Origin of the sequence: Prochlorococcus marinus CUG1417, from assembly GCF_017695975.1 — a bacterium.
GTDB classification, from domain to species: Bacteria; Cyanobacteriota; Cyanobacteriia; order PCC-6307; family Cyanobiaceae; genus Prochlorococcus_A; species Prochlorococcus_A marinus_AG.
Genome location: NZ_JAAORN010000002.1, coordinates 233600 through 250616 on the forward strand (window position 1 = coordinate 233600; position 17017 = coordinate 250616).

Below are 17017 nucleotides of genomic sequence, written 5' to 3' on the forward strand. Positions count from 1 at the left end.
TTTAAATTTTGAAAAATGCAAATTTAAAAACTTTTGAATTATTATCTCCTAAATACGAAAGGGATAATATCAAGTTAGGTTTATCAAGAATTAAAAAAGCACTTCAAAAACTTGGTAATCCTTGTGAGAATATCCCTGCAATACAAATTATCGGAACCAATGGGAAAGGATCAATCGCGGCATATTTAGAAAGTATACTTTTTGAAGCCGAAAGGAATTTTGGTGTAACGACATCTCCTCATCTTTTGGACGTATGCGAGAGGATTAGAGTTAATAAAAAAAATATAAAAAAAACTGATTTTGAAAAAATCTATGGATTGGTAGAAAAAAATTTTTCCGCATTTGAATTAACTCCTTTTGAAAAAATCATTTGCTGCGCACTAAATTTTTTTGACAATAAAAAAGTTGAATTACTCATTCTTGAAGCTGGCTTAGGGGGACGATTGGACGCGACAACAGCCCATAAATCTAGACCAATAATTGCTATTGGGAATATTGGCCTAGATCATAAAGAATTTCTTGGAGATACCATTGAAAAAATTGCCAAAGAGAAATTAGCAGTTATTGAAAAAAACTCAGTTGTCATATCGTTCAACCAAAACATTGAAGTTGAAAAATTAATAAACAAAAAAGTTGAAGAGGTTGGAGCAGAAATTATCTGGAAAGATTCGATTTCAAACAGTTATGAGCTTGGATTAAAAGGAATTTTCCAACAGCAAAATGCTTCAGTCGCACTTGGAGCAATTGAAGCTCTCAATAAGTTGGGATTTAATATTAAAGAAAAACACATATCTGAAGGTCTTAAAAAGGCAGTTTGGAAGGGAAGGCTAGAAATAATAAATTATTTCAACAAAGAAATTCTTGTAGATTGTGCGCATAATTATCCTGCGGCAAAAGCACTCTCTAATGAAAGAAGCAATTGGGAGAATGAAGATAAAGGAATTTATTGGATTTTAGGTGTCCAAAAACAAAAAGATATTTGCGCAATATTAAAAACACTTCTAAAAAAAAATGATCACTTATTACTTGTGCCAGTACCAAACCAACCTAGTTGGCAATTAAACGATCTCTCTCAGATTAAAGAAATTGACTTTCAAAAAACAATTGAATTTAAAACATTTGAACTTGCAATTGAGTATTTGTTTTCCCTAGAGAAATGGCCACCTAATCATCCTGTTCTAACAGGTTCTATTTTTTTAGTTGCTGAATTTATTAATTTCGTAAATAAACAAAAATATTAAACATTAAATTGTTCCCTTACTTCCCAACCTTCCAATTTCCCTGGATTTAATAGCCCTTTAGGATCAAATTTTAATTTCGCTTTTACTTGATCTGCGTCAACCACTCCTAGACCTCCTCCCTCTACAGTTAAAACATGAGGATTAAAAATAAACGCCCCAAATTTCTTACAATCTTCCATTATTTCATTTAATTCATCTAACCCATTCCACCTTAATACAGGCAACGCCGCTAATCGCGGTGATCCTTGTTGAGAAACTGCCTCTAAATGCCAAAGAACTTTTCTACCCCATTTTTTTCTCAAAAAATTGATCAACTCTAGTTCATTATTAAGTGGCAAAAGCATCTGCAAATAAGTCCAATTTTTATCCCTAGACCTCATATGAAGAGTTGTATGATTCCATACGACTTCAGAAATTCCATTAACGAGTTTTTCTTCTTCCCCAAGGAAAGTAAATTCAACTTTGAATTTTTTACAAATTAGCTCGATGGTTTTTGTTCCTCCAAGAGTAGATTGAATTAATATCTTGTGACTTTTAGAATTACTGTTAAACCATTTTGGCATTTGATCAACAATTTCATCTTCAAGAATTGCTCCTAGTTTCAGATCAATTGCTGCGCTCGTAAGAGTTTTTAATATTTCTATTGTTTTTTCAAATTCAATACAGTCGATAACTATTGAATACCACTTACGTTTGATATCAGTCGCAAGTAATAGAGAAGTAATTATTCCATTAGTCCCATAAGCATGATTTAGAGGTTCGGATTCTTCAGCATCAAATTTTAATAATGCAGGTTTTTCATTCATTGTTACTGCCTCTAAACCAATAAGATTCCCTGGATCTCGTAGAAATCCCCACCTTATGGACCCAATACCTCCCGATCCACCTGCAATAAAACCTCCAATTGTTGCAGTTTTCCAAGTACTAGGAAGCAACCTCAATTCCCTCCCATATTTCTCTAATTGTTTGTTCAAATCTCCCATAACACAGCCAGACTGTACCTTTACAAAACCTGTATCTGGATCAAATTCTTCCAACTTATTAAAATGACACATCTGCATTACAACCCCTTTAAATAATGGGACGGCTTGCCCATAATTACCTGTTCCTGCTCCCCTTAAAGTAATTGGGATAGAAAATTCCCAACAAATTTCTGCTACTTCCTTTATAGCTTTTTGATCTTTAGGTCTTACAACCAAATCGGCAATACATTCGTCTAATTTTTCAGTAAGGATTGGAGAGTAATTATAAAAATCTTTTGAAAGTCTTTTTATGTCAGATTGGCTTTCAATAATTTCTAAGTTGTTGACTGCCCTAAATTTGTCTATAAATTTAAGAGTATTTGATGTCATTAATAAATTCTATTGTTTTGTATATAAATTAGCCGATTAGCAATATAAATCGCCTTTAATAAATACTTTTCTTTTTAGGTTACTCGAAAAAACATCTGCCCATCTTTGTGCATCTAAAATCACAAAGTCAGCAGGGCAGCCCTTTTTAATTAAACCATCCCATTCTAGGTTTAATAACCTACTTGGAGCTAAAAAAATAGAAGATAGAGTCATCCTGTCCCATGGATTTAGTTGAAGCATAGGTATTGAGCACGACAACGTATAAAAAGGGTCAAAGTTACCAAATGGGTACCAAGGATCTTGAACATTATCACTACCTAGAGATACATCTACGTGAGATTTTTGTAATTGCTTAATTGGCGCGACTGGCCTTTTTGAAGGGATAGTTTTATTATTTCTATTCAACAGCCAAAAATTTGTAAGGGGTAAAGCAATAACCTTAATATTTTTCTCAGCCATTTTTTCTCCTAAATTTAAAATCTCACTATCATTTAGAGAAATAAGACTACTCAGATGACTACAAGTTATTGGGATACTATTAATTTTTAAATTTTCTATTGTTTCTAATAAAAGTTTTATTCCTGCTCCAGGCTCAATACTTGATTCATCTATATGCAAATCAATCTCTAATTTATATTCACTCGCGAGAAGAAGCATCTTTGCAAGAAATTTACTTGTATCTTTTTTATTAAAGGGAGGAACAATAACACCCCCTAAAACGACTCCATGAGATGAAAATATTTTTGCTAACTCTTCTCCATTAGAAGTATTCCAGAATTCCAATGGAGCGAGAGCAACGAATTGTAAAGTCAATTCAGATGAAAATTTTTTTTGTAATTTAAAAAGTTCAGTCCAAATATCAATCGATTGACTTTTGTATGTATCAATGTGACTTCTAATAGCTCGGTATCCATTTTGAATGGCAAGTTTTAATGATTTCTCAACTCTCTCAATAACTTTATCTGTAGTTCTGGTTTTATGTTCTTTGAGATTTACTGATAAAGCTCCTCCATAGTTTGATTCTAGATTAGGAAAATCGGCCCATGTAAATGATTTATCAAAATGCGAATGAGTTTCAACAAATCTTGGAAATAAAATTTTATTTGGTTTTGTATTTTTACTTTTTAAAGGTTTTAATACTGAAACAAATCCATCCTCCCAACCGATGGAAACTGAACATAAATCCTCAACATCAATAGTGAGGTCATCAAAATCTTCTATTAAACAAAGGCTTCTGGGAATAAGAACCTCGGCTTTGCCGGAATTACTCACATTTTTATAATTTACTTTTATTTTAAGACATAAGAAAACTTTACAGAACTAGAAAATAATTCAAATTTCGCTAAATGATAAAAATAACTATGAAAACTTACCCTTGAGTTGTTAAATTTATAAATGTGAGGCGGGCGTCGCCAAGTGGTTAAGGCAGCGGCTTGTGGCGCCGCTATTCGGGGGTTCGAATCCCCTCGCTCGCCCTCAAAAAAATTGCAGCAAAATTATTTAACTTGTAATTTTGAATTAAAGAATCATAAAAAATTCCTAGCAAAGTGCTAACAAAAACAAAACCAGACGGAACAAAATTTAAAAAGAATTCAACTACAGGCAGTTATTGGATAACCACATTTGGATGCCAAATGAACAAAGCTGATTCTGAGAGAATGGCTGGGACATTAGAGAAAATGGGATATTCCAGAGCAGATAATGAATTAAATGCTGATTTGGTCCTATACAATACATGCACTATCAGAGATAATGCGGAGCAAAAAGTTTATAGCTTTCTTGGAAGACAAGCAAAAAGAAAGCACAAAATACCTAGTTTAAAACTTGTTGTAGCAGGTTGCCTTGCTCAGCAAGAGGGAGAGTCCTTATTAAGAAGAGTCCCAGAACTTGATCTAGTTATGGGGCCTCAACACGTAAATAATCTTGAGAATCTTCTGGGAAAAGTTGAATTAGGAAATCAAATTGCTGCCACAGAAGAAACCTTCATATCTGAAGACATAACAAGTGCCAGAAGAGAAAGCTCTATTTGTGGCTGGGTTAATATCATTTATGGATGTAATGAAAGATGTTCATATTGCGTAGTCCCCTCTGTCAGAGGGACAGAGCAATCAAGATATCCAAATGCGATAAAAAGTGAAATCCAAAAATTAGCTGATGATAATTTTAAAGAAATTACCCTTTTGGGTCAGAACATTGATGCTTATGGTAGAGATCTTCCAGGGACCACAAAAGAGGGGAGAAAGGAAAATACTCTAACTGATCTTTTATATTATATTCATGATGTTAAAGGAATTCGCAGAATAAGATTTGCTACTAGTCATCCAAGATATTTTTCAAAAAGGTTGATTCAAGCTTGTTATGAACTTAATAAAGTCTGTGAACATTTCCATATTCCCTTCCAAAGTGGAAATGATGAAATTTTAAAGCAAATGTCCAGAGGATACACAATCAAAAAGTATAAAAATATTATCGAGAATATAAGATCATTAATGCCAGATGCATCAATTACAGCTGACGCAATAGTCGCTTTCCCAGGAGAAACCGAACAACAATTTCAAGATACATTAAAGCTAATATCAGAGATTGGCTTTGATCAAGTGAATACAGCAGCGTACTCTCCCAGACCAAACACGCCTGCAGCAGTTTGGCCGAATCAGCTTTCTGAAGAGGTGAAAAAAGCCAGATTACAGGAAATCAATGATTTGGTCGAGAAAACTGCTAGGAGTAGAAATCAAAGATATATCAACAATATCGAAAGCGTTTTAATTGAAGGTTTAAATCCAAAAAATTCCTTGCAAATTATGGGTAGAACTAGAACAAATAGATTAACTTTCGTAGAGATTCCCAAAAACACTAACTTTAATTTTTCATTGGGAGATGAGATAGATGTCAGAATAAATGAAGCAAGACCCTTTTCTTTAACAGGCGAACTTTATTTATGATTTTTGTCTAAATGATCGGGAGCAAGAGACAATGTATTGGGTTAATATTTGGCGGAAATTCCAATGAACATGAAGTATCCATATCCTCTGCGAAAACAGTCTATAAAGCATTCAATTCAGAAACAAATCAAGAACGCTTCACAGTTAAAGCCTTTTACATAAATAAATATGGAGATTGGCTTGATAGTGATAGTTCAGAAAAAATTTTAATTGATGAAGTTGAAAACAATAAGACAAAAAAACAAGAAATTTTTAATCAAAAAAAAATTAACTTTCTTGACGGAATTGAATTTCAAAATATTGATGTTTGGTTCCCTCTTATACATGGATTTAATGGGGAAGACGGATCAATTCATGGCTTACTTAGATTTACAAAGAAACCTTTAGTAGGATGTGGAATTATTGGCTCTGCACTTGGAATGGATAAAATATTGATGAAAACAATTTTCTCAAATCTTAATCTTCCACAAGTTAATTATCTAGTTTTTCAAAATGCAGATCTCAACAATAAAGAGGTAAAAAATGAAATAATTAATGAAATTTTAAAAAAATTAAGTTTTCCTCTTTTTGTTAAACCCTCTAACTCTGGATCATCTCTTGGCATCTCCAAAGTCATAAGTGAATCAGAAATATTACAAGCATTAGAAAAGGCTCGGGAAATAGATCCAAGAATCGTAATAGAGGAAGGTTTAGATGTGAGGGAGGTTGAATGCGGAATAATTGGAAATTCGAGACTCTTCACCTCTGAGATAGGCGAAGTAAGTTACGAAAGTGATTGGTATGATTACGATTCAAAATATTACTCAAATAATAAAATAATTATCCCAGCCGAGATAGATTCTAAAATCACAAAAGAAATTAAAGAAATTGCTATTAAAAGTTGTAGAGCACTAAATATTTTCGGTTTTGCGAGAGTAGATTTCTTTTTAGAAAAATCTTCAAATAAAATTTTTTTAAATGAAATAAATACAATTCCTGGCTTTACAAAAAACAGCATGTTTCCAATGCTTTGGGAAGCTTCAGGTTTAAAAATTGAACAACTTGTGGCTAAACTAGTAGATATATCTTTAGATTTGTAATTTAAATCGAATGTTGCATGGACTTCTTTGGTTACCATTACTTTTAATCTTCATTTTATTAACTGCACTTGGATGGTTAGAAAGAAGAAGACAAAATCTTTTTAGAAGTTGGGCAAGTGATTCTGAACTGTGCAAGTTAGATAGTTCAGGTGCAGCTTCCTTAAAGGATGGGAAGTTAAAGTGGAGCGCATTTGAAGCTGGTAAATTTGAAGAAAAAGATAGTTTTGTAATCAAGAAACTAGAATTACTTGAATTAATGGCACTAACTTCTGGAGAAGCTCCTCTAACAAGTGAATCTCAAGGCAAGTGCAGGTTGAGATTAGTAGGTGATGGGAAAGAGATGGATGTCCCATTTTCAGATGCAGAGCAAGCGAGAGAATGGATGGACCAATTAATGGAAAAAGCTCGATGTGATTTGTGAAAAACAAAAAAAAATCAATAATAGAAGCTTATTTTTTCTAATTCTATTTTTATTTTTAACAAGCTTTTTAAGCATAAAAACTCTTAAAAAAGTTGATATGCAGAACATTAGGATTACTGGTAGTGAATTATTTTCGCAGAATGATGTGGTAAATAATTCATCGTTAAAATTCCCGGTCCGATTAATTTTTGTTAAAACTAATTTGTTAGAAAAAGAGTTGAAACAAAATTTATCTCTTAAGAATGTTTCGATAAACAGAGAATTATTTCCTTTTGGTTTGAAGGTTTATATCAATACAAGAATTCCAATAGCTTACGGTGAGAGAAAAATAAATGATAAAAAAATATTAGGCTTCATTGATAAAGATGGAATTTTTATCAATAAACAAAATGTGTATGAAAAAAATTTGAATAAATTAACTATAGAAGTTTTTGGATGGAAAGAAAAATTCAAAAAAATATTATCTGAAATTTTCATTGCTTTAGATAATTATGAATTTGAGATCGTTAAAATAACTTTTTCGCCCAATGGGTTTTTAACTGTTGAAGAAAAAGATTTAGGTACAATATTTTTAGGATTTAAACCAGATTTAATTAACTATCAATTACAAATAATCAATAACCTTAAAAATGAATTTAAGAAAAATAGCTTTTCAAAAGAAATAGATAATATTGATCTTACTAATCCAGATAAACCAAAAATAAAAGTGTTCAAACCCTAATATTTGAAAAACCATTTTAAATAATTTTTTTTAATTATTGTAGTGTTGATGTGGGTTTTGCATTCAAAACAAAATATTTAAAAAATAAATATTTTTAGGTTTTTCCTCAACAAATTCCTACAGATGAGCTCAGTAAGTTCATAATGCATCCAATACTAGTATTAATTTCCTATTAAGAGATGAGCTTCGGTAACAATCCAAACTTTGATCAATCGAAAGAAATCCTTCCAAGCCAAAACGCCAAAATAGAGGTTATTGGTGTAGGTGGTGGTGGCAGTAATGCAGTTAATAGAATGATAAATAGTGATTTAGAAGGTGTTTCATTTAGAGTCCTCAATACCGATGCACAAGCCCTACTACAATCCTCTGCAGATAGCAGGGTTCAACTTGGGCAAAACCTCACTAGAGGTTTAGGTGCAGGCGGGAATCCAAGTATTGGGCAAAAGGCTGCCGAAGAGTCTAAAGAAGAGCTTCAACAAGCTTTAGAAGGATCTGATCTAGTTTTTATAGCAGCTGGAATGGGTGGAGGAACTGGTACAGGAGCAGCTCCCGTAGTCGCAGAAGTAGCGAAACAAAGTGGTGCTTTAACAGTAGGTATAGTAACCAAACCATTTTCTTTTGAAGGAAAAAGAAGAATGCGTCAAGCAGAAGAGGGGATTGCAAGATTAGCTGAAAACGTTGATACTTTAATAGTTATTCCAAATGACCGATTAAAAGATGTTATAGCAGGTGCTCCCCTTCAAGAAGCATTTAGGAATGCTGATGATGTTTTAAGGATGGGAGTCAAAGGTATCAGTGATATAATTACATGCCCAGGATTGGTTAATGTTGATTTCGCAGACGTAAGATCAGTCATGACGGAAGCAGGCACTGCTCTTCTAGGAATAGGTATTGGGTCAGGAAGATCAAGAGCTTTAGAAGCCGCACAGGCCGCCATGAATAGTCCTTTGTTAGAAGCCGCTAGAATTGATGGAGCCAAAGGCTGCGTTATAAATATTACCGGTGGCAAAGATATGACTTTAGAAGATATGACCTCCGCATCTGAAATTATCTATGATGTTGTTGATCAAGAAGCAAATATTATTGTTGGTGCAGTAGTAGATGAAGCCATGGAAGGGGAGATACAAGTTACTGTCATTGCAACAGGATTTGAAACAAATCAACCATTAAACCAACAAAGATTAAAAAACAGACTATCAACTCAACCCTTATATAATTTGTCCGATAATAAAGAATCAGGAGCTAGTATTCCTGAGTTCTTGAGATTAAGGCAAAATAAAAAAGATATAGGTTAAAAGGTAAAATAAAGTGACTCGGTTATCTCGCCTGCCTCAAGCATCCCTTGTGGCTGCTACCTTCCGGTCCTGACCAGGTTTAGGCGTTAAAACCGCGAAAGGCCGAGTCATGAACATTTTAGCAATTCTTGATTAAAAAAGATACATAAATTTATTATGTTACCCTCAGACTTAGTTAATTATAAAAAAGAATCTAGAAAAATTATTGCACTAACTGCATGGGACTCAATATCAGGATCTATCGTAGAAAAAGCCAATGTTGATCTCGTCCTAGTAGGAGATTCCTTAGCAATGGTCTGCTTAGGATACAAATCAACATTGCCATTAACTTTAGAAAACATAATTTATCATACTAATGCTGTTTCAAGAGGATTTAAAAAGAATATTGATGAACAACCTTTGATCGTTTCAGATATGCCTTTCCTGACATACCAATGTGGAGAGGATAAAGCTGTTGAGTATGCAGGGAAAATCATTCAGAACACATATGCAAAAGCTGTAAAAGTAGAAGGAGCTGAACCAGAAATACAAAAAGTTATTTCTAGATTAATTAGAATGGGAATCCCTGTTATGGGTCATATAGGTCTTACACCACAAAGCTATCTAAACATTGGATTAAAGAAACAAGGAGAAAGCATAGAAAGCCAAGAAAAAATCAAGAAAGAGGCTTCTATCCTTGAAAAATTAGGATGTTTTTCAATAGTTGTTGAACATATTCCTGATTTTCTTGCTAAAGAAATACAAAATTCTTTAACAATTCCAACAATAGGTATTGGTGCAGGTAATTATTGCGATGGACAAGTAAGAGTAACGGCAGATTTGTTAGGCCTCAATGATGATCAACCACCATTTTGCAAACCGATTATTCAAGGTAAGAAATTATTTAAGGATAAATTAAAAGAATGGGTAGACTCTGAAAGACTTAACTAATTAAAAACATTTATACAAAAAGTAAAATAACTCGAGGACGTAGTATTCACCAATGTTTATTTGGTAGTGAAGTATCTTGAGAAAGTTTCATTTTTTCCTATTTTTGATATTTAAAAATAAGTTTGTATAGTTTGCAATAACTAATAACAGCAAAAGAAATGTATTAATAGACATTAAAAAGAAAGCTAGTTACACCCTCTAATTTAGATCGTCTGTCAATCTTTTATAAACAAAAAATTTCTTTACGCTTTGTTAAAGAAGTTTTTACGGCAATTTGTAAAATTATTTAAAACAACACAAGTACCAGTGATGCCTTAGGTTTTGACTTAATTAAATAGATATAATTAATTTAATTAATCTCATCCCACCACTTAAACATAGAAACAAGAACTTGATTGCTCAGTTCCATTCCTTTAGGCTCACTTAAAAAGAATCTATCCCCCTTTCTCACTAATAGTCCACTTTCAAGAAATCTTTCCCATTCTTCTAGTAATTTACTAAAGTTTCTTGCAAATTTTTTGTTTTCCCAGTTTTGCTCTTTAAACACTTCTTTTATATCTAGACCCTCTTTGAGTCTTAATCCCAACATTATTTTCTCATCAAGTTCTTTATAGACAAAATCCTTATTAATTAGTGATGAATCCAAATTAAGTTCGTATTGTCTATTTACCCATTCTTTATACTCTTTACTAGTCCTTGGTCTGGTAAATTTTTCCCCCCATGGTGAACTAGTAGAACCCTGACCAAAACTCCACCAGCCCGAACCACTCCAATAAACTCTATTATGTCTCGATTGATGGCCTGGGAGACAATAGTTTGAAATCTCATATCTTGAGTATCCTGATTTCTTTAAAATAAAATGAGTTGATAAACTATTTCTAAAAGCCTCTTCATCATTTGGAAGTTCTAATTTCCCTAAACTAATTAATCTTTTAAAAACAGTTCCATTTTCAATATTTAGATCGTAGATGGATATATGAGGTGGTGAAAAAGTTATTGCTTTTTTTAAGTCATCTTGCCATTCTTTAAATCCACTAAGTGGTAAATTTTGAATTAAATCTAAGCTCCAACTTTTTATTAACCCAGAATCATATACCTTCTTCAACCATAAACAAGATTTTTCAGCATCTTCTTTCAAATGTCTCCTTCCAGACTTTTGAAGTATCTGATTATTAAAACTTTGCACTCCGAGGCTAAATCTATTTATCCCAGCACTTATGAAACCATAAAGATCATCTTCAGTAAAACTAGCTGGATCAACCTCCATCGTAATTTCAGCACCATAGTCAACTCCATAATTTTCTTTAAAAATGTCAATTAACTCTTTAATTTGTTGTGGATTTAAAATTGATGGTGTACCTCCACCTACATAAATTGTCGAAAGAGATGATTTATGCTTAATCGACAATATTTCTTTATATAAAAAGTACATATATCTTTTGACAGTTTTGCTTCCATAACCTTGTAAAGTTTCAACTTTTTCTCCTAGTGGAATAACTGCAAAATCACAATAAAAACACCTTCTATGGCAAAAAGGGATATGTATATAAGCACTTCTTGGAAACTTATTCATAATCTAAATACATTTTTAAGCTCTGCAAAACAATACTAAGGATGGAAAAAATAAAATCCTTATTTACTCAATTAATAAATCCTAGTAGATTATAGATATGACAGATATCTTAGTATTAATTTTATTTGTATTGTCTGGGGCTGCTTCAGGATGGCTTGGGGTTGATTTATTGCCAGTGGACATACTCAAACAGGTGTCTAATGTAGAGGGTTTTAGAATTGTTTTAGCAATAATAGGTTTTTTCATAGGATTAGCAGCTGGTTTTGTATTCCTTCAACTTAGAAAAACATTTCTTGATCAAATAAGGACAATGCCTACGGATTTATTAATAAGTAGGTCAGTTGGCTTAATTTTAGGATTGTTAGTTGCAAATCTCCTGCTTGCTCCAATACTGTTAATCCCCTTCCCTAGAGAAGTCTTTTATGCAAAACCCTTAGCGGCTATATTAAGCAATATTTTCTTTGGAGTTCTTGGTTATAAATTAGCAGATACCCATGGAAGAACATTATTGCGATTATTCAATCCAAATAATACCGATGCATACTTAGTTAATGAAGGGATTCTCCCTGCTGCAAGTCCAAAAATTCTTGATACCAGTGTAATTATTGATGGCAGAATAAACGGTCTATTAAGTTGCGGCTTATTAGAAGGACAATTAATTGTTGCTCAAAGTGTAATTGATGAATTACAAACTTTAGCTGACTCAAGTAGTAACGAAAAAAGATCTAAGGGCAGAAGAGGTTTAAAATTATTAAAAGAATTGAGAGATTTATACGGAAGAAGACTTGTAATAAACCCAACAAAGTATGAAGGCAATGGGGTTGATGAAAAACTCCTAAAAATCACTGAGGATATGGCAGGAACTTTAATTACAGCTGATTATAATCTATCTCAGATTGCAGAAGTCAAAGAATTAAAAGTTATGAATTTGAGTGATTTAGTTATTGCTCTACGACCAGAGGTACAGCCAGGAGAATCTCTCAATATAAAAATTGTAAGAGAGGGTAAAGAAAAAATGCAAGGTATTGGATATTTAGATGATGGAACAATGGTTGTAATTGACGAAGCAAAGAATTTTGTTGGAAGCAGATTAGATATTGTTATTACAGGAGCACTACAAACTCCTACAGGAAGAATGGTCTTTGGAAAACTGATAAATAATCCTGAGTCAAACAAATCTTTAAAATCACCAGCAACAAAGGGCTAAATCTAGCTAGAATCAAATCAACTTTAATTTTGTGATACACATGACTGTATCTGCTCCTTATTACGGCGAAAATACCGTTATGAGGACCCCGCCCCCTGATCTACCCTCTCTTTTGCTAAAAGAAAGAATTGTCTATCTTGGTTTACCATTATTTTCAGACGATGATGCAAAAAGACAACTAGGAATGGATGTTACTGAGCTAATCATTGCTCAGCTTCTTTACCTAGAGTTTGAAGATCCAGAAAAGCCAATTTATTTTTACATAAACTCAACAGGGACAAGCTGGTACACTGGAGACGCAGTTGGGTTTGAAACAGAAGCTTTTGCTATATGCGATACAATAAGCTACATTAAACCTCCCGTACATACGATCTGTATAGGTCAAGCAATGGGAACAGCAGCAGTTATCCTCTCATCTGGAACTAAGGGGCAAAGAGCGGCTCTTCCTCATGCCTCTATTGTTTTACATCAACCTATTAGCGGAGCTAGAGGTCAAGCAACCGATATTCAAATAAGAGCTGAGGAAGTTTTGAAAAATAAAAAATCAATGCTAGAGATTCTCTCTCGCAATACTGGAAAAACTATCGAAGAACTTTCAAAAGACTCAGACAGGATGAGTTATCTTAACCCTCAAGAAGCTTTAGATTATGGAGTTATCGATAGAATACTCACAAGTCAAAAAGATTTGCCTACTCAAATTTAACTCTCACAAAAAACTACTTTAAAACCATGCCAATAGGAACCCCAAGTGTGCCTTACAGACTTCCAGGAAGTCAATATGAAAGATGGGTGGACATATATACAAGACTAGGTGTTGAAAGAATCCTCTTTCTTGGACAAGAAGTTAATGATGGTATTGCTAATAGCCTTGTTGCTCAGATGCTTTATCTTGATTCTGATGACAATTCCAAACCTATCTATCTCTATATAAATAGCCCAGGAGGATCAGTAACTGCGGGCTTGGCTATCTACGATACAATTAAATACGTAAAGAGTGATGTGGTAACCATATGCGTAGGCCTCGCAGCTTCCATGGGTGCGTTTCTATTGGCTGCTGGAACCAAAGGCAAAAGAGTCGCTTTACCTCACAGCAGAATAATGATTCATCAACCTCTTGGAGGAACATCTCAACGTCAAGCAAGTGATATTGAAATAGAAGCTAAAGAAATTTTAAGAATCAAAGATATGTTAAATATGTCTATGGCGGACATGACAGGTCAATCTTTTGAAAAAATTGAGAAGGATACTGATAGAGATTATTTTTTAAGCGCAGAAGAGGCAAAAAATTATGGCCTGATTGATAGAGTAATTACTCATCCAAGCGAAGCAAATCAGCCTTGATTTTTCTAGACAAATATTTTAATTTTCATTTTTAAATTACAAATTTATTGGTTTATTTACACATTTAATGTCTAAAATATTAATTATCAAATGCAAAGAAGCTACAACTAATGACCCAACTCTTTTACGACACAGATGCAGATCTAAGTCTTCTTAATAATAAAACAATAGCGATAATAGGATATGGATCACAAGGTCATGCGCATGCCCTGAATTTAAAAGATAGTGGAATGGATGTAATTATAGGATTATATAAAGGTAGTAAGTCTGAAAGTAAAGCTATCAAAGATGGTCTAGAAGTGTTTAGTGTTTCTGAAGCTTGCGAAAAAGCGGACTGGATTATGATTCTCCTCCCAGATGAGTTTCAGAAGGATGTTTACCTGAAAGAAATAGAACCAAACTTAAAAGAAGGTAAGATATTAAGTTTTGCTCATGGCTTTAATATAAGATTCGGACTTATCAACCCTCCTAGTTTTGTAGACGTTGTGATGATTGCCCCAAAAGGACCTGGACACACTGTTCGTTGGGAATATCAGAATGGTCAAGGAGTTCCAGCATTGTTTGCTGTAGAACAGGATTCTTCAGGTAAAGCAAGATCATTAGCAATGGCTTACGCTAAAGGGATTGGAGGAACGAGAGCTGGGATACTTGAAACAAACTTTAAAGAAGAAACAGAGACTGATTTATTTGGAGAACAAGCGGTTTTATGCGGAGGCTTATCAGAACTTGTCAAGTCAGGCTTCGAAACACTTGTAGAGGCAGGTTATCAACCAGAACTTGCTTACTTTGAATGCTTACATGAGGTTAAACTAATAGTTGATCTAATGGTGAAGGGTGGCTTATCTCAAATGAGAGATTCCATTTCTAATACTGCAGAATATGGAGATTATGTAAGTGGTAAAAGACTTATCAATAGTGATACAAAGAAAGAAATGCAGAAAATTTTAAAAGATATTCAAGATGGAACTTTCGCTAAAAATTTTGTAGAAGAATGCGATAAAAATAAACCCTTAATGACAAAATTAAGAGAGGAGAACTCAAAACATGAAATTGAGAAAGTCGGTAAAGGTCTGCGCTCGATGTTTAGTTGGCTGAAATAAATTTATTTTTAATATTTCTTGGATCTATTGGTTTTGATTTGTTAATCGGCGATCCAAAATTCTTAATCCACCCTGTTCAAATAATTGGTTTTTACATAAGCAAAATATCTGATTACTTCATAAAAAATTTTGGAGAAAATAAAAAAATATTATTTTGGGGAGGTTTATTTATCGCTATATCTACTATCGGAATTAGTTTTAGTTTAGGGAAATTGATAGAACTAAGTTATTTGCAATCAAGAAACCATTTTTTTAGTGGATTATTAATTTTTTTTGGACTTTCAAGTTGTATTGCTTCCAAGGGACTTATTACAAGTGTTAAAGAGATTGCAGAGCTAATAGAACGCAAGGAAATTAATGACCAAAATAAAAGACTAATCAAAGATAAGGTTCAAAGAATAGTAAGTAGGGATGTAAAATCTTCTTCCATAAAACATCTCATGAGATCAAGTGCCGAGAGTCTTACAGAAAATTCTGTTGATGGAATATTTGGGCCATTATTTTGGATTTTTATTGGAATTGTTTTTATAAAGTTTTCAGTTTATCTTCCAGGTCCTTTGTCACTTGGTTTTTCTTATAAAGCTATAAGTACATTAGATTCAATGATAGGTTACAAATATAATTATTTTAGATATTTAGGTTTTTTCAGTGCAAAAATCGAAGATATTTTTACATTCGTCCCTTCAAGATTAGTTTTAATCTCATTACCTTTAGTAAGTGACAAAGTTAATGAGTCTATATCAATTATAAAAAACAGTTATCTTGATGGTAAAAAATATGATTCGCCTAATGCGGGGCTTTCAGAAGCTATATTCGCTTATGTTTCCGATATTAAATTGGGAGGTAAAAGTAAATATAAAAATAAAATTATTGAAAAGCCAATAATCAATGCGACTGGAGATAATTGCAATGAAGAAAAAATTAAGTTAATTTGTCAATTAATTTTGAGATTACAATTTTTATGGATAATAATTTTTGTCTTAGTTTTTTTTATTATCTCGAGTTTTATTTAATGATAAATTAGCCTAAAAATTATTAATATAAATAAAAAGACTTTATGCAAGAAAAAGACTCTCCAATCGAAAATCAAAATGATGGTTTCGCTAATAATTCAGCATCTGATAATGAATACTCAAAATGGGTAGACAATCAGGGGGATGAAGTAAAGAATGTTTTTGGATTTAATAGCAGCGCTGAGCTTGTGAATGGTAGAGCGGCTATGATCGGATTTTTAATGCTTATATTGACCGAGTTGGTTTTTAGCGGCAGACCTGTGACATCCTCAATTTTTGGTATCAATTAAAAATGGAAGAAAAAAAATCTAATCCCATAAAATTAATACTGTACATATCTGTATGGGTAATAATTTGGGGAACTTTGGGTTCTTTTATAGATTATCCTCTTTATAAAAATAAAATTTACTTAGAAGGCAGCATATATCAGTATCTTACTTTCGCAATTACAGCAATAATATCTACAATATGTGCAAAGTTTTTTTATGGAAAATTTGAGTTATAAAAATTTGTACCTAAATTTCTTAATAATTTTAGCTGGTTCTTTGTTGTTATTTGACTCGTAAAGTATCCATTGATGTGTCTCAGTATCATGATCACAACCATAATTTCCAGATAGGTTATCGTAGCTTGAAAGATATGAATGACAATTCTGGTCTGCCTCAAAAGCAGAGTCAAAACCTGTTAGAAAATATATCAAAAATATAAGGATTACTAACAAAGAAAATACTTGGAAAACTAAATTTACTACCTTCATAAAAATTTCTAAAATTTAAATATATCATTTAAAAAAAATTTTCGA

At 32.8% G+C, this 17017-nt stretch carries 18 protein-coding genes, 1 tRNA gene and 1 other RNA gene; 15 read left to right on the forward strand and 5 right to left on the reverse strand.

Annotated features, from left to right (window positions below):
* Window positions 1–8: 8 nt before the first annotated feature.
* Entirely contained in the window at window positions 9–1241 is a 1233-nt protein-coding gene (locus HA140_RS07320) for a bifunctional folylpolyglutamate synthase/dihydrofolate synthase (protein ID WP_209040475.1), read from the forward strand.
* On the opposite strand, the gene HA140_RS07325 is transcribed toward HA140_RS07320, so the two are convergent.
* Together HA140_RS07325 and HA140_RS07330 are read right to left on the reverse strand one after the other, a co-directional pair.
* Window positions 1238–2593, reverse strand: coding sequence for an FAD-binding oxidoreductase (locus tag HA140_RS07325; RefSeq protein ID WP_209040476.1), 1356 nt, complete (start codon window positions 2591–2593; stop codon window positions 1238–1240). The genes HA140_RS07320 and HA140_RS07325 overlap by 4 nt on opposite strands.
* A 36-nt stretch (window positions 2594–2629) precedes the next feature.
* On the reverse strand, window positions 2630–3865 hold the full coding sequence (locus tag HA140_RS07330) for an amidohydrolase family protein (RefSeq protein WP_209040477.1): 1236 nt from the start codon (window positions 3863–3865) through the stop codon (window positions 2630–2632).
* Between the two features lie 130 nt (window positions 3866–3995).
* Here HA140_RS07330 and HA140_RS07335 point away from each other — a divergent pair.
* From HA140_RS07335 to ftsZ, 6 genes are all read left to right on the forward strand, one after another.
* A tRNA-His gene (locus tag HA140_RS07335) sits at window positions 3996–4068 on the forward strand.
* A gap of 72 nt (window positions 4069–4140) precedes the next feature.
* Entirely contained in the window at window positions 4141–5535 is a 1395-nt protein-coding gene (gene miaB, locus HA140_RS07340) for a tRNA (N6-isopentenyl adenosine(37)-C2)-methylthiotransferase MiaB (RefSeq protein WP_209040478.1), read from the forward strand.
* A gap of 11 nt (window positions 5536–5546) precedes the next feature.
* Window positions 5547–6614, forward strand: a complete 1068-nt coding sequence (locus HA140_RS07345) for a D-alanine--D-alanine ligase family protein (protein WP_209040479.1) — start codon at window positions 5547–5549, stop codon at window positions 6612–6614.
* 10 nt (window positions 6615–6624) lie between these two features.
* Window positions 6625–7035: a hypothetical protein gene (locus HA140_RS07350; RefSeq protein WP_209040480.1), complete on the forward strand. Its 411-nt coding sequence runs from the start codon at window positions 6625–6627 to the stop codon at window positions 7033–7035.
* Between the two features lie 97 nt (window positions 7036–7132).
* Window positions 7133–7756: a cell division protein FtsQ/DivIB gene (locus tag HA140_RS07355; protein WP_245156242.1), complete on the forward strand. Its 624-nt coding sequence runs from the start codon at window positions 7133–7135 to the stop codon at window positions 7754–7756.
* 179 nt (window positions 7757–7935) lie between these two features.
* The gene (gene ftsZ, locus HA140_RS07360; protein WP_209040482.1) at window positions 7936–9051 is read left to right on the forward strand and encodes a cell division protein FtsZ; all 1116 of its coding nucleotides are present in this window, start codon (window positions 7936–7938) and stop codon (window positions 9049–9051) included.
* Window positions 9052–9063: 12 nt separating this feature from the next.
* On the opposite strand, the gene ffs is transcribed toward ftsZ, so the two are convergent.
* Window positions 9064–9160, reverse strand: an RNA gene (gene ffs, locus HA140_RS07365) — signal recognition particle sRNA small type.
* 47 nt (window positions 9161–9207) lie between these two features.
* Between ffs and panB the strand changes: the two genes are divergently transcribed.
* Window positions 9208–9981, forward strand: a complete 774-nt coding sequence (gene panB / locus HA140_RS07370) for a 3-methyl-2-oxobutanoate hydroxymethyltransferase (RefSeq protein ID WP_209040483.1) — start codon at window positions 9208–9210, stop codon at window positions 9979–9981.
* 349 nt (window positions 9982–10330) lie between these two features.
* On the opposite strand, the gene hemW is transcribed toward panB, so the two are convergent.
* Window positions 10331–11554: a radical SAM family heme chaperone HemW gene (hemW, locus tag HA140_RS07375; protein WP_209040484.1), complete on the reverse strand. Its 1224-nt coding sequence runs from the start codon at window positions 11552–11554 to the stop codon at window positions 10331–10333.
* A 97-nt stretch (window positions 11555–11651) separates the two neighbouring features.
* Between hemW and HA140_RS07380 the strand changes: the two genes are divergently transcribed.
* From HA140_RS07380 to HA140_RS07410, 7 genes are all read left to right on the forward strand, one after another.
* The gene (locus HA140_RS07380) at window positions 11652–12761 is read left to right on the forward strand and encodes a PIN/TRAM domain-containing protein (protein WP_209040485.1); all 1110 of its coding nucleotides are present in this window, start codon (window positions 11652–11654) and stop codon (window positions 12759–12761) included.
* 40 nt (window positions 12762–12801) lie between these two features.
* Window positions 12802–13464 carry an ATP-dependent Clp protease proteolytic subunit gene (locus tag HA140_RS07385; RefSeq protein ID WP_209040486.1) on the forward strand — a complete coding sequence of 221 codons (663 nt, stop codon included), beginning with the start codon at window positions 12802–12804 and terminating at the stop codon, window positions 13462–13464.
* Between the two features lie 26 nt (window positions 13465–13490).
* Window positions 13491–14102, forward strand: a complete 612-nt coding sequence (locus HA140_RS07390; protein WP_209040487.1) for an ATP-dependent Clp protease proteolytic subunit — start codon at window positions 13491–13493, stop codon at window positions 14100–14102.
* A gap of 110 nt (window positions 14103–14212) precedes the next feature.
* Window positions 14213–15202, forward strand: a complete 990-nt coding sequence (ilvC, locus tag HA140_RS07395) for a ketol-acid reductoisomerase (protein ID WP_209040488.1) — start codon at window positions 14213–14215, stop codon at window positions 15200–15202.
* Complete coding sequence (gene cbiB / locus HA140_RS07400; protein ID WP_209040489.1) at window positions 15190–16215, forward strand: adenosylcobinamide-phosphate synthase CbiB; 1026 nt, start codon at window positions 15190–15192, stop codon at window positions 16213–16215. Before ilvC ends, cbiB begins: the two co-directional genes overlap by 13 nt.
* A gap of 44 nt (window positions 16216–16259) precedes the next feature.
* The gene (locus HA140_RS07405) at window positions 16260–16505 is read left to right on the forward strand and encodes a chlorophyll a/b-binding protein (RefSeq protein ID WP_209040490.1); all 246 of its coding nucleotides are present in this window, start codon (window positions 16260–16262) and stop codon (window positions 16503–16505) included.
* Between the two features lie 2 nt (window positions 16506–16507).
* Window positions 16508–16720, forward strand: a complete 213-nt coding sequence (locus HA140_RS07410; RefSeq protein ID WP_209040491.1) for a hypothetical protein — start codon at window positions 16508–16510, stop codon at window positions 16718–16720.
* Here the strand turns inward: HA140_RS07410 and HA140_RS07415 are convergent.
* Complete coding sequence (locus tag HA140_RS07415) at window positions 16715–16972, reverse strand: hypothetical protein (RefSeq protein WP_209040492.1); 258 nt, start codon at window positions 16970–16972, stop codon at window positions 16715–16717. The genes HA140_RS07410 and HA140_RS07415 overlap by 6 nt on opposite strands.
* Between the last annotated feature and the right edge of the window lie 45 nt (window positions 16973–17017).